The following is a 12563-nucleotide window of genomic DNA, read 5'->3' on the forward strand; positions in this document are numbered from 1 at the left end:
CGCGTCGATGCAGCTGACGCGCCTCAAGCTCGCCGGCTTCAAGACCTTCGTCGAACCGGCCGAATTCCAGATCGAGCCTGGGCTGACCGGCATTGTCGGCCCCAATGGCTGCGGCAAGTCCAATCTCGTCGAAGCCCTGCGCTGGGTGATGGGCGAAAGCTCGTTCAAGAACATGCGCGGCTCGGGCATGGACGACGTCATCTTCGGCGGTTCGTCCGAGCGCCCGGCCCGCAACATGGCCGAAGTCGCGCTCACCCTCGACAACAGCGACCGCAAGGCGCCTGCCGCCTTCAACGAGGCTGAAGTGCTCGAGGTGACGCGCCGGATCGAGCGCGAGGAGGGATCGACCTACCGGATCAACGGCAAGGAGGTGCGTGCCCGCGACGTGCAGCTCCTCTTCGCCGACGCCGCGACCGGCGCGCGCTCGCCGGCATTGGTGCGCCAGGGCCAGATCAGCGAGATCATCTCCGCCAAGCCGCAATCACGCCGGCGCATCCTCGAGGACGCCGCCGGTATCGCCGGGCTGCACAGCCGCCGGCACGAGGCGGAGCTGCGCCTCAAGGGCGCCGAGGACAATCTCAACCGGCTGGAAGACGTGCTCGCCGAGATCGACGGACAGGTCGAGGCCTTGCAACGGCAAGCGCGCCAGGCGACGCGCTATCGCAACCTCGCCAGCGACATCCGCAAGGCCGAGGCGGTGCTGGCGCTCATCGCCCATCACGAGGCGCGGACGCAGGAAGCTGTCGCCGAGCGCGCCCTCGAAGCGGCCGTGCGCGAGGTCGCCGACAGGACGGGCGTGCAGGCGCAAGCAGCCCGCTTGCAGGCAATCGCGACGCATGAGCTGCCGGCGCTGCGCGAAGGCGAGGCCGCCGCCGCGGCGGCGCTCGTGCGCCTGAAGCGTGGTCTCGACGAGATCGAGGCCGAGAACCGCCGCGCCAAACAGCGCACCGAGGAACTGGCCAAGCGGCTCGCCGAACTGCAGAGCGATCTCGCCCGGCAGGACAGCCTCGGCAAGGATGCGAGCGATAGCCTGTCGCGCCTGACGGCCGAGGATGAGAGCCTGCGACTGGAGGGCGAGGCTGCGGCCGGTGGCAGCGTGGCCGCAGCAGCCGAACTCGCCGAGGCGGAAAAAGCACTTGCGGCGGCGGAAGCGGAGCACGCCGCGGTGCAGGCGCGCCTCTCCGAGCTCGCCGCCCGGCGCGGTGCGCTCGAACGGGCCCTGCGCGAGGCGACGGAACGCGAGGCCCGCCACACCGCAGAGCGCGAACGGCTGCAGCGCGACCAGGCAGCGCTCGATGCCGATGGCACCGCCGCCTCGCTCGACGGCTTGCGCGCGGCGGTCGCGACCGCGGATTCCGTGATGCAAAGCGCGGATGCCGCCGCGGGCGTCGCGCGCAGCGCCCTTGCGGCAGCTCGCGAGGAGGAATCGCGGCTACGCGGGCCGGTCGCAGAGGCTGATCGCAAGGCGCAGCGCCTCGAAACCGAAGTCCGGACCTTGCAGAAGCTGCTCGCTCCGGCGGCGGGTGGACGCTGGCCGGCGATCCTCGATTCGATTGTGGCGGCCAAAGGCTATGAAACGGCTCTCGGCGCGGCGCTGGGCGACGATCTCGACGCGTCGGCCGATCCGGCAGCGCCAGCGCATTGGTCCGACAGCGGCAGTGGCGAAAGCGACCCGTCGCTTCCCGATGGCGTCGAGTCGCTCGCCAAACAAGTTCGCGGCCCGGCGGCGCTCGGCCGGCGGCTGCGCCAGATCGGCGTCGTCGCCCGGGCAGACGGCGCCGCGCTGCGGCCGAAACTGTTGCCCGGGCAGCGACTGGTCTCGCGCGAGGGCGACATCTGGCGTTGGGACGGCTTCACCAGCGCCGCCGATGCGCCCTCGCCTGCCGCCCGCCGGCTCGCCGAGAAGAACCGCCTCGGTGATCTCGAACGCGAGGCCCAGGCAGCGCGCGAAGCCTCCGAAGCGGCGCGCGACGGGCTCGACCAGGCAAGCGAGCGCACCAAGGCTGCGGCACAGGCCGAGGCGAAGGCGCTGGAGGCGATCCGCGAGGCCAGGCGCAACCTCGATCAGGCTCGCGAGCGGCTGGCCCAGGCCGAACGCAAGGCCGGCGAAACGGCGGCGCGCCGCTCGGCCCTGACCGAGGCGATCGGCCGGCTCGGCCAGAACATCGCCGATGCGCAGGCGCAGGCAGAGGCCGCGAATCAAGATCTCTCCGGCCTCGCCCCGGCGCCCGAACTGGAAAGCGCCCTGCTCGCTGCGCGAGCGGAGCTAGGCGAGCGGCGCGCTGCAGCCTCCGAGGCGCGGGCGCGGGTGCAGACGCAAGGGCGCGAGGCCGAGCTGCGCAGCCGCCGGCGCGAGGCGATCGCAGGGGATCTGCGCGCCTGGCGCGAACGCGCTGCCACCAGCGAGCAGAGCGCCGCCGATACCCGCCGGCGCATCGAGACGACGGCGGCCGAGCACAAGGCGCTGCTCGAGGCACCCGACACTTTCCTGGTCGAGCGCCGCCGGCTCCTCGCCGAGATCGAGACGGCCGAGGCCAACCGGCGCACCGCTGCCGACAAGCTCGCCGCCGGTGAAGTCGCGCAGGCAGAAGCCGACCGGCAGGCGCGCTCGGAGCTGGAAGCACTTTCAGCCGCGCGCGAGGGACGGGCGAGCGCCGAGGCCCGGCTGGAGGCCGCGCGCCAGCGCCTCGCAGACGTGGTGCGCCAGATCGTCGATGGGCTGGAGACCGAAGTCGCCACCCTGCATCAACTCGCCGGGCTGAAGATCGGCGACACGCCGCCGGATGCAGAGGATGTCGAGCGGCGGCTGGGCGGACTCAAGGCCGAGCGCGAGCGGCTGGGGGCGGTCAACCTGCGCGCCGACGACGAACTGAGCGAAGTCCAGGGCAAGCGCAGCGGCCTCGCCACCGAGCGTGACGACCTGACCGAGGCGATCCGGCGCCTGCGCCAGGCGATCGGAGCGCTCAACCGCGAAGGAAGGGAGCGGCTTCTTGCCGCATTCGAGATCGTCAACGGCCATTTCCAGCATCTGTTCGGGGTGCTGTTCGGCGGCGGCACCGCCGATCTCACGCTGGTCGATTCGGAAGACCCGCTCGAAGCCGGGCTCGAGATCATCGCGCGCCCCCCGGGCAAAAAGCCGCAGGTGATGACGCTGCTCTCCGGCGGCGAGCAGGCGCTGACCGCGACCGCGCTGATCTTCGCGGTGTTCCTGACCAACCCCTCGCCGATCTGCGTGCTCGACGAGGTCGACGCCCCGCTCGATGATGCCAATGTCGAGCGCTATTGCGACCTGCTCGAGGAGATGGCGCGCAACACCGCGACGCGCTTCATCCTGATCACCCACAACCCGATCACCATGGCCCGCATGGACCGGCTATTCGGCGTCACCATGGCCGAGCGCGGTGTCAGCCAGATGGTCTCGGTCGACCTCGCCACGGCCGAGCGCATCCGCGAGGCGGTCTGACATTATTGCCGCGGCGCACAAAAATCGTCTCCAGAGACCTGCGGCAGTCCAAAATCATTTTATTTTTCAAGGCATTAATAGCCTCCCACTCAGCTTGACACCATATGACCCCGTCAATATGGTGCGCCCGATTTTTCCGGGTGGCGGGGCTTGTTTCATCGCACGGAACGATCGGCAATCCGATGAGCGCACGCCACGACGATCCGGTTCCCGGATCAGCTGATATGGCAGCGCAAATCAGCGACAATTCCGGTATTGTCCGGTTCTCCAGGGGACCGAGCACGGAGGGGTCGTGTCATGACGGCGGTCGAGCGGCAATGACGGGCCAGGACGGAAAGAGTTCGGGCCCGGGGCGGCCTGCTGATGAGGATGCGAGCCTGGAAGTCCGGCTCAAATCCCTCGATGCAGGCTTGAAGCGTGCGACCAACCAGACGGAAGCCGAAATCCGGCGCGAGAGCACATCCGCCGATTCCAGCGGAATCGGGCAGGCGATGCGGCTTTCCACGGAATTCGTTGCCGGCATCATTGTCGGCGGCGGGCTCGGCTGGGCCGTCGATAAATGGCTGGGGACGGCGCCCTTCGGGATGATCGTCCTGCTGATGCTCGGTTTCGGCGCTGGCGTGATGAACGTCGTGCGCGCAGCGGGCTTGATGAAATCGCGCACTGACGATAAGTCGAGCGCGCAGAACTGAGGCTCGGTCCCGAAAGGGGCCGTCTTATGGCAGGAACAAGGGCGACAGATGGCTGGTCCGATCGAACAATTCGAGATCAAACCGATCGTGTCTCTTGGCAAGATCGGCGGAAGCGAAATCGCTTTCACCAATTCCGCCCTGTTCATGGTCGCTGCCGTCGCCATCATCGTGCTGCTGTTCGTCTATGGCACGCGCAACCGCTCGCTGGTCCCGGGCCGGCTGCAATCGCTGGCGGAGATGGGCTACGAGTTCGTAGCCAACACCGTGAAAGACTCGGCCGGCCATGACGGCATGAAGTTCATGCCGCTGGTGTTCTCGCTCTTCATGTTCGTGCTGGTCTGCAACATGCTCGGCATGATCCCGGGCGCGTTCACCGTCACCAGCCACCTGATCGTCACCGCCGCGCTCGCCGCGCTCGTGATCTTCACGGTCATCATCTACGGTATCGCCAAGCACGGCGCGCATTTCTTCGGCCTGTTCGTGCCCAAGGGCGTGCATCCGCTGATGCTGATCATCCTGGTGCCGATCGAGGTGATCTCCTTCGTCTCGCGCCCGATCAGCCTGTCGGTCCGCCTCTTCGCCAACATGCTGGCCGGCCACATCGCGCTGAAGATCTTCGCCGGCTTTGTGGCGACGCTGCTCTTCGCCGGCGGCTGGGCCATCCTCTCGCCGCTGCCGCTCGTGCTGACCGTCGCGCTGATCGCGCTGGAATTCTTGGTCGCCGGACTGCAGGCCTATGTCTTCGCCGTGCTGACCTGCATCTACCTGCACGACGCCCTCCATCCGGGCCACTGAGCGGCCCTGATCCTCAAGTTCACCCCTCGACTGTCACAACCATCCCCCTAAGGAGCATTTCCATGGATCCCGTCGCAGCCAAGTACATCGGCGCTGGTCTCGCTTGCCTCGGCATGGCCGGCGCGGGCATCGGCCTCGGCAACCTGTTCGGCCAGTTCCTCTCGGGCGCCCTGCGCAACCCGTCGGCGGCCGATGGCCAGCGCGGCACCCTGCTGCTCGGCTTCGCGCTGACCGAAGCGCTCGGCATCTTCTCGCTGCTGATCGCGCTGCTGCTGCTCTTCGCGGTCTGATCGCGAAAACGACCAGAGCCTGCCGCAGGCGACGGCCCTCACAGGGCGTCACGCGGCAGGCTCCCGCCTCCCTTCCCATATCGCCGTGCGAACCGTCCGGGCTCGTGCGGCCGGATGAGGTTCAGTGATGGCAGCGCCAGCCACGACCACCGGAACGACCGCCCATGGCGGCGCGGCTCCCGCCCATGGCGGCGGCTTCCCGCCGTTCCAGGGTGAAACCTTCGCCTCGCAGCTGCTCTGGCTGGCGATTACCTTCGGCTTCCTCTACTGGCTCGCCGCCAAGGTCATCGTGCCGCGCCTCGGCGGCATCCTCGAGGACCGCGCCAACAAGATCGGCAACGATCTCGACGAGGCGGCGGCGATGAAAGCCAAGGCCGAAGAGGCCGGCCAGGCCTATGAGAAGTCCCTTGCCGAAGCCCGCGCCAAGTCGCAGGCCATCGCGCAGGAGACGCGCGAGAAGGTCAACGCCGACAGCGCTGCGCGGCGCAAGACGGTCGAGGCCGATCTTTCCGCCAAGCTCGCCGATGCGGAGGCCAAGATCGTCGCCACCAAGACCGAGGCGATGAGCCATGTCGATGCGATCGCCGCAGACGCGGCCGGCGCCATCGTCAGCCATCTGACCGGAACGGCTCCGGCCCCGGCCGACGCCGCCAAGGCGGTCAAGACCGCGCTGGGAGGCTGAGCACCATGTTGAGCAATCCGACCTTCTGGGTTCTCGTCTCGACCGTCATCTTCCTTGCCATGGCGGTGAAGATGGGTGCTCTCAAGGGCCTCACCGGCGCGCTCGACGCTCGCGGCGAGCTCGTCGCCCGTGAGCTCGCCGAGGCCCGCCGCCTGCGCCACGAGGCCGAGCTGCTGCTGGCCGAGTTCGAAGGCAAGCGCAAGGCGGCCGAGGCCGAGGCCGAGGCGATCGTCGCCAACGCCAAGGACGAGGCCCAGCGTCTCGCCAAGGACGCCGAGGAGAAGCTGGCGGAGTTCGTCACGCGCCGGACCAAGTCGGCGCAGGACAAGATCGCCCAGGCCGAGACGCAGGCCACCGCCGAGGTCCGTGCCGCCGCAGCCGAGGCTGCGACGCGCGCCGCCGAGGTCATTCTGCGTGGCCAGGTCGCCGGCAAGGCCGGTGCCGACCTGATCGCCGCCGGCCTCAAGGATGTTCGCGCCAAGCTCAACTGAGCCGCTGCGACATCACGAGAAACGAAAACGCCGCGGTCTTCGGACCGCGGCGTTTTTCATGTGAGCTCCAGGAAACGGAAAGAGCAGCGCCCTGTCCTACTGGATGGCGACGGCCGCCGGGGCAGCTGGCCGGACGACCGGCTGGGGCAGCTTGGCCGTGGCGGGCGCTGCCTCTGTCGGAGCGACGACCGGCTTTGGCTTGGGCCGGCGCGGCTGGATCGTCGAGGTGACGATGCCCTGCGGCGTATCGAGCCCATAGATGTCGTCGCGGAACTGCACGAGACCTTCGGCGTCCTGCCAGCCGGTCATGTAGACCCAGGCCACCGGAACGGCCTTCTTCAAGGCGATGTTCTTGCGCTCGCCCTTGGCGATCTCGGCCTCGATCGCCGGCTGGTTCCACTCGGTGCCTTCGAGCAACCAGGCCGCCAGATCACGCACACCTTCGATGCGGGCACAGCCGGATGAGTTGAAGCGGACATCGTTGCGGAACAGCGACTTTTTCGGCGTGTCATGCATGTAGACCGCCTCGCTGTTCGGCATGTCGATCTTGAGCTGGCCGAGCGAGTTGGTCGGGCCCGGCTCCTGCCGGACATAGAAATAGGGGTTGCTCAGGCTAGCCCAGTTGACGCTCGCCGGGTCGATCTCGCGGTTCTCGGCGCCGAGCAGCTTCATGTTGGACTTGGCGATGAAGCCGGGATCCTTGCGCATATGCGGGATGATGTCGGCCTTCACGATCGACATCGGCACCGTCCAGTAGGGATTGAGGTTGACCGAGGTGATGCTGGCCTGGAGCACCGGCGACGGGCGATCAGGCCGGCCGACGATGGCAAGATGGCGGCGCTGGACGACACCGCCATCCACCGCCTCGGCGCTGGCGCCGGGGATGTTCACCACGACATAGCGACCGGTGAAGCTGAAGCCGTTGCCCTTGAGCCGCTCCAGCGTGGCCGTGAGCTGGTTGAGACGCACTTCCACCGGTACGTTCAGCGCCTTCAGGGTGAGGCGGCCGACGGTACCGAGATCGGACAAGCCATGGCGGCGCTGGAAGCGCTTCACCGCAGCGACGACGGCCGCGTCATAGACATCGCCAGGCAAGGCGTCGGGCGGCAGATCGCCGCTCAGCATCAGGCGCTGCTTGAGCAGCGCGACATCTGGCCCCTGCGAATCGGGTTTCAGCGCGCTCGCCGAACCGGGAACCTTCGGCCAGCCGCCGCGGCCAGCGATATCCTCATGCGTGATCAGCGCCTCGAGCGTGCGGTCATAGGTCTTGGGGCCATAGCCCGGCTCCTCGGCGCGGGAGGCCGAGAGCATCGCCGCGAAAGAGACCGCGGCGGCGAGCATATGGCGAAGGCGAACGCGATACATGGGCGAGCTTCCAAGGCGCGAGGATACACGCCGTCGGAAGCTTCCCTCGCATATGGTCAAGGAAGACTTAAGGCAGCCGGCTCGGGTGACGGAAGGGCAGGAGCAACCGGCCCTGCCCTCTCGCCAGGTGTTACTCCGCCGCTTCCTTCACGGGCGCGGGCTTTTCCCATTTCAGCACCGGCTGGCGCGCGGCCCTGGTCTCGTCGAGACGGCGCATCGGGGCGTGATGGGGAGCCGCGGTGAAGCGGCTCTTGTCGTTGCCCTTGGCGGCGATGGCGAGGTCGCGCAGCGTCGCGATGAACAGGTCGAGCGAGGCCTTCGATTCGGACTCGGTCGGCTCGATCAGCATGGCGCCGTGGACGACGAGCGGGAAATACACCGTCATCGGGTGGTAGCCCTCGTCGATCATCGCCTTGGCGAAGTCGAGCGTGGTAACGCCGGTGCCCTTCAGCCATTCGTCGTCGAACAACGCCTCATGCATCGAGGGGTGATCCGGGAAGGGCAGCGACATCAGGTCGGCGAGGCCAGCGCGGATGTAGTTGGCATTGAGCACGGCATCTTCCGACGCCTGCTTCATGCCGTCGGCGCCATGGCTCAGCATGTAGGCCAGTGCCCGGACATACATGCCCATCTGGCCGTGGAACGCGGTCATGCGACCGAACGGGTCGCTGCCCTCTGGCGCATCGGCCTTGTGCTCGACGAGACGCGACTTGCCGCCCTCGACATGGATGAACGGCACTGGCGCGTACGGCGCCAGTCGCTCCGACAGCACGACCGGGCCGGCGCCCGGGCCGCCGCCGCCATGCGGGGTCGAGAAGGTCTTGTGCAGGTTGATATGCATGGCGTCGACGCCGAGATCGCCCGGGCGCGCCTTACCGACGATCGCGTTGAAGTTGGCGCCATCGCAGTAGAAATAGGCGCCGGCCTCATGCATCGCCGCGGCGATCTCGACGATCTGCGGCTCGAAGATGCCGCAGGTGTTGGGGTTGGTCAGCATGATCGCGGCGACGTCGGGGCCGAGCAGGGCCTTGACGTCCTCGACCGCGACGGTGCCGTCCGGACGGGCCGGAACGGCCTTCACCGAAAAGCCGATCAGCGCGGCGGTCGCCGGGTTGGTGCCGTGAGCCGATTCAGGGACCAGCACGACCGTGCGAGTCGCACCCTCGCCCTTGGCGGCGATCGCAGCCTTGATCGCCATCATGCCGCAGGCTTCGCCATGAGCACCGGCCTTGGGCGACAGCGCCACGGCCGGCATGCCGGTCAGCGTCATCAGGTAGCGGGCGAGCTCGAGCATGACGTCGAGGGCGCCCGGCACGGTCGATGTGGGCTGCAGCGGATGCACGTCGGAGAAACCCGGCAGCCGCGCCACCTTCTCGTTGAGGCGGGCATTGTGCTTCATCGTGCAGGAGCCGAGCGGGAAGAGCCCGGTGTCGATGCCGTAGTTCTTCTGGCTGAGACGCACATAATGGCGCATCGTCTCCGGCTCGGAGAGGCCGGGCAGGCCGATCTCGCCCTGGCGGGCGTGCTTGCCGAGGCGGCTCTTGAACGGCGCAGGCTTGTCGATGTCGACGCCGGTCGTCTCGTGATGGCCGATCTCGAAGATCAGCGGCTCGATCTGCTGGAGCGCGCGGTTGCCGGTGAAGGTCTCATGGACCTCGGCGGAAGCTTCACCAGCCTGGCTGGGACGTCCCTGACGGTTCAGCATCACAGCACCTCCGCGAGCGCCGCCACGAAGGCCGCCCGATCCTCATCCGTGTTCACTTCGGTATTGGCGACGATCAGGAGATCGTCGAGCCCGGCGCCCGGCAGAAGCCGAGAGACAGGCACGCCAGCCAGGATGCCCCTGGCGGCGAGCGCTTCGGCCACCTCTGCCGCCGGCTTGGCGAGCTTCACGGTAAACTCGTTGAAGAAGCTCTCGGTGAGGATCTCGGCACCTTTCACGCCGGACAGCGCGTCGGCGAGCTTCACCGCATTGGCGTGGTTGACCTCGGCGAGCCGGGTCAGGCCGGCCTGGCCGAGCAGCGTCATGTGAATGGTGAAGGCCAGCACGCAGAGGCCGGAATTGGTGCAGATGTTCGAGGTCGCCTTGTCGCGGCGGATGTGCTGCTCGCGGGTCGAGAGCGTCAGCACGAAACCGCGGCGGCCATCGGCATCAACCGTCTCGCCGCAGAGCCGGCCCGGCATCTGGCGGATGTATTTCGACTTGGCGGCGAAAAGGCCGACATAGGGGCCACCGAAGTTCAGCGCGTTGCCGATCGACTGGCCCTCGCCGACGACGATGTCGGCATCCTGCGCACCCGGCGGCGTCACCGCGCCCAGCGAGACGACCTCGGTGAAGACCGCGATCAGCAGCGCACCATGGGCGTGCGCCTTGTCGGCGATCGGCTTGAGATCGCGCAGATTGCCGAAGACGTCGGGCGACTGCACCACGACGCAGGAGACGCTGTCGTCGATCGCAGCGAGAATGTCCTCGGTGGCGCGGATGTCGGGCTTCAGCGCCACGACCTCGTCGTTCGCCATCTCCGACAGCGTCTCGACGACCTGGGTGTAATGCGGGTGCAGGCCGCCAGATAGCACGGCCTTGCGCCGCCTGGTGACGCGATGCGCCATCAGCACCGCTTCGGCCGTGCCGGTCGAGCCGTCATACATCGAGGCGTTTGCGACCTCCATGCCGGTCAGGGCCGCGACCTGGGTCTGGAACTCGAACAGGTATTGCAGCGTGCCCTGGGCAATCTCGGGCTGGTAGGGCGTGTAACTGGTCAGGAATTCCGAGCGCTGGATCAGGTGATCGACCGTCGCGGGGACATGGTGCTTGTACGCACCGGCCCCCACGAAGAACGGCACCGAGCCGGCCGCCGTGTTCTTCGACGACATCTTGCCGAGGATGCGCTCGACCTCGAGCTCGCCCTTGGCGCGCGGCAGGTCGAGCGGCTCTTTCAGGAGCTTGCCGTTCGGCACGTCGGAGAAGAGCGCATCGACATCGGTTACGCCGATGCGCGCGAGCATGTCCTCGCGGTCGGTCTCGGTCAGGGGGAGATAGCGCATGGAGGTTCCGTTCTCTGATACGGTCGCGACCGTTCAAAACTGCGAGGTCGTCCCGGGCGACCGGAGGGCGACCCGGGACCCATGCCGGAGCGGTTCAGGCATGGGTCCCGGATCAGCGCCGCTACGCGGCTTGTCCGGGACGACTCGGTGAGGGTCAGAGCGTCTTGACGTAGTCCTGGTACTCGGCCTCGCTCAGCAGGCCGTCGAGCTCGCCCGTGTTGGTGAGCTTGATCTTGACGAACCAGCCCTTGCCGGCCGGGTCCTCGTTGACGGTGCCCGGCGCGGCCTCGAGCTCGCTGTTGACGGCGACGACTTCGCCGGAGACCGGCGCATAGACCTCGGACGCCGCCTTGACGCTCTCGACGACGGCGGCCTCGCCGCCCTTGCTCAGCGCCTTGCCGACGCTCGGCAGCTCGACGAAGACGACGTCGCCGAGCTGGCCCTGGGCGTAATCGGTGATGCCGACCGTGCCGGTGTCGCCCTCGACGCGGATGTATTCGTGGTCCTTGGTGTAGCGGGTCTCGGCCATGGTTTCCTCCGACGGAAAAGGTGGGTTCAGCGCTTGTAGCGGTTGGGGACGAAAGGCATCGCGGCGATGGTCGCCGGCAGCGGCTTGCCGCGCACGATCAGGTCGAGCTTCGTGCCGGGAGCGGAATGCTCCTTGGCGACATAGCCCATGGCGCAGGGGCCGTTCAGGGTCGGGCCGAAGCCGCCCGAAGTGACCTTGCCGACGATGGTGCCGTCGGCGGTCGCGATATCGGCGCCCTCGCGGGCCGGAGCCCGGCCTTCCGGCAGCAGGCCGACGCGGACGCGCGAGACCCCCTCGGCGAATTCGCGCTGGATGCGGGCCGCGCCCGGGAAGCCGCCCTCCTCGCGCCGGCGCTTCTGGATCGACCAGTTGAGCGCCGCCTCGACGGGCGAGGTCGTGGCGTCGATGTCATGGCCATAAAGACACAGGCCGGCTTCCAGCCGCAGCGAATCGCGCGCGCCGAGGCCGATCGGCTTGACGCGTGCGTCGAGCAGGAGCGCATCCCAGATCTCGCCGATCCGGTCGGCCGCGGCGGAGATCTCGTAGCCGTCCTCGCCGGTATAGCCGGAGCGGCTGACATTGGCCTTGACGCCGCCGAGCTTCAGCGTGCGCAGGGTCATGAAGCCCATCTCGGCGGCCTCGGGATTGAGCGCCGCGAGCGCTTCCTCCGCCTTCGGCCCCTGCAGCGCGATCAGGCCACGATGCTCCGCCTTGACCAGCTTCACATTGGCGGGCAGCCGCGCCTCGATATGGGCATAGTCCTGCGTCTTGCAGGCGGCGTTGACGACGAGCAGCAGCGCGCCGTCCTCGTCCGGATCGGCCGAGCGCGTCACCATCAGATCGTCGAGGATGCCGCCCTCCTCGTTCAACAGCTGCGAATAGCGCTGCTTGCCCGGCGGCAGGTTGACGATGTCGGCCGGGATCAGTGCTTCCAGCGCGCGGGCCGTGGTCTCGTGGTCGGGACCGACGAGGAAGGCCTGGCCCATATGCGAGACATCGAACAGGCCGGCGCTCTCGCGCGTCCAGTTGTGCTCGGCCATGATCCCGGCAGGATACTGGACCGGCATGTCGTAGCCGGCGAACGGCACCATGCGCGCGCCCAGCGTGACATGGCGGGCGTGGAACGGCGTCTTGAGCAGCGGCTCGGTGCTTGCAGTCTCGGCTTCGGCAGCCATGGCATCCCTTCCAGAGTCGAGCGCGAGCCCCGGACG

11 protein-coding genes are annotated in these 12563 nt (G+C 68.0%); 6 read left to right on the top strand and 5 right to left on the bottom strand.

The annotated features are described in order from the left end of the window. The first annotated feature begins 7 nt into the window (after positions 1-7). From smc to BMZ21_RS08480, 6 genes are all read left to right on the top strand, one after another. Entirely contained in the window at positions 8-3463 is a 3456-nt protein-coding gene (smc, locus tag BMZ21_RS08455; RefSeq protein ID WP_091831795.1) for a chromosome segregation protein SMC, read from the top strand. Between the two features lie 182 nt (positions 3464-3645). Further along, positions 3646-4155, top strand: a complete 510-nt coding sequence (locus tag BMZ21_RS08460; protein WP_244543750.1) for an AtpZ/AtpI family protein — start codon at positions 3646-3648, stop codon at positions 4153-4155. A 48-nt stretch (positions 4156-4203) separates the two neighbouring features. After that, positions 4204-4950, top strand: coding sequence for a F0F1 ATP synthase subunit A (locus BMZ21_RS08465; RefSeq protein ID WP_091831799.1), 747 nt, complete (start codon positions 4204-4206; stop codon positions 4948-4950). A 62-nt stretch (positions 4951-5012) separates the two neighbouring features. Further along, entirely contained in the window at positions 5013-5240 is a 228-nt protein-coding gene (locus BMZ21_RS08470; protein WP_091831801.1) for a F0F1 ATP synthase subunit C, read from the top strand. Between the two features lie 127 nt (positions 5241-5367). Continuing rightward, a complete protein-coding gene (locus tag BMZ21_RS08475) occupies positions 5368-5922 on the top strand; it encodes a F0F1 ATP synthase subunit B (RefSeq protein ID WP_091831803.1) in 555 nt (184 codons plus the stop codon). A gap of 8 nt (positions 5923-5930) precedes the next feature. After that, entirely contained in the window at positions 5931-6413 is a 483-nt protein-coding gene (locus tag BMZ21_RS08480; RefSeq protein ID WP_425285424.1) for a F0F1 ATP synthase subunit B family protein, read from the top strand. 96 nt (positions 6414-6509) lie between these two features. Here BMZ21_RS08480 and BMZ21_RS08485 read toward each other — a convergent pair whose 3' ends face one another. From BMZ21_RS08485 to gcvT, 5 genes are all read right to left on the bottom strand, one after another. Then, the gene (locus BMZ21_RS08485; protein WP_091831807.1) at positions 6510-7778 is read right to left on the bottom strand and encodes a L,D-transpeptidase family protein; all 1269 of its coding nucleotides are present in this window, start codon (positions 7776-7778) and stop codon (positions 6510-6512) included. Positions 7779-7908: 130 nt separating this feature from the next. After that, positions 7909-9483, bottom strand: coding sequence for an aminomethyl-transferring glycine dehydrogenase subunit GcvPB (gene gcvPB, locus BMZ21_RS08490; RefSeq protein WP_091831809.1), 1575 nt, complete (start codon positions 9481-9483; stop codon positions 7909-7911). Beyond that, positions 9483-10823, bottom strand: a complete 1341-nt coding sequence (gene gcvPA / locus BMZ21_RS08495; RefSeq protein WP_091831811.1) for an aminomethyl-transferring glycine dehydrogenase subunit GcvPA — start codon at positions 10821-10823, stop codon at positions 9483-9485. Before gcvPA ends, gcvPB begins: the two co-directional genes overlap by 1 nt. A 154-nt stretch (positions 10824-10977) precedes the next feature. Continuing rightward, positions 10978-11352: a glycine cleavage system protein GcvH gene (gene gcvH, locus BMZ21_RS08500; RefSeq protein ID WP_091831813.1), complete on the bottom strand. Its 375-nt coding sequence runs from the start codon at positions 11350-11352 to the stop codon at positions 10978-10980. Between the two features lie 26 nt (positions 11353-11378). Continuing rightward, a complete protein-coding gene (gene gcvT / locus BMZ21_RS08505; protein WP_091831815.1) occupies positions 11379-12527 on the bottom strand; it encodes a glycine cleavage system aminomethyltransferase GcvT in 1149 nt (382 codons plus the stop codon). Positions 12528-12563 lie beyond the last annotated feature (36 nt).

This window comes from Allobosea lupini (genome assembly GCF_900109525.1).
GTDB classification, from domain to species: Bacteria; Pseudomonadota; Alphaproteobacteria; order Rhizobiales; family Beijerinckiaceae; genus Allobosea; species Allobosea lupini.

What these genes read in the sequence shown, in the direction of transcription:
- smc (WP_091831795.1), top strand. Translation starts at nt 8, where the DNA reads ATGCAGCTGACGCGCCTCAAGCTCGCCGGCTTCAAGACCTTCGTCGAA.
- BMZ21_RS08460 (WP_244543750.1), top strand. Translation starts at nt 3,646, where the DNA reads ATGAGCGCACGCCACGACGATCCGGTTCCCGGATCAGCTGATATGGCA.
- BMZ21_RS08465 (WP_091831799.1), top strand. Translation starts at nt 4,204, where the DNA reads ATGGCTGGTCCGATCGAACAATTCGAGATCAAACCGATCGTGTCTCTT.
- BMZ21_RS08470 (WP_091831801.1), top strand. Translation starts at nt 5,013, where the DNA reads ATGGATCCCGTCGCAGCCAAGTACATCGGCGCTGGTCTCGCTTGCCTC.
- BMZ21_RS08475 (WP_091831803.1), top strand. Translation starts at nt 5,368, where the DNA reads ATGGCAGCGCCAGCCACGACCACCGGAACGACCGCCCATGGCGGCGCG.
- BMZ21_RS08485 (WP_091831807.1), bottom strand. Translation starts at nt 7,778, where the DNA reads ATGTATCGCGTTCGCCTTCGCCATATGCTCGCCGCCGCGGTCTCTTTC.
- gcvPB (WP_091831809.1), bottom strand. Translation starts at nt 9,483, where the DNA reads ATGCTGAACCGTCAGGGACGTCCCAGCCAGGCTGGTGAAGCTTCCGCC.
- gcvPA (WP_091831811.1), bottom strand. Translation starts at nt 10,823, where the DNA reads ATGCGCTATCTCCCCCTGACCGAGACCGACCGCGAGGACATGCTCGCG.
- gcvH (WP_091831813.1), bottom strand. Translation starts at nt 11,352, where the DNA reads ATGGCCGAGACCCGCTACACCAAGGACCACGAATACATCCGCGTCGAG.
- gcvT (WP_091831815.1), bottom strand. Translation starts at nt 12,527, where the DNA reads ATGGCTGCCGAAGCCGAGACTGCAAGCACCGAGCCGCTGCTCAAGACG.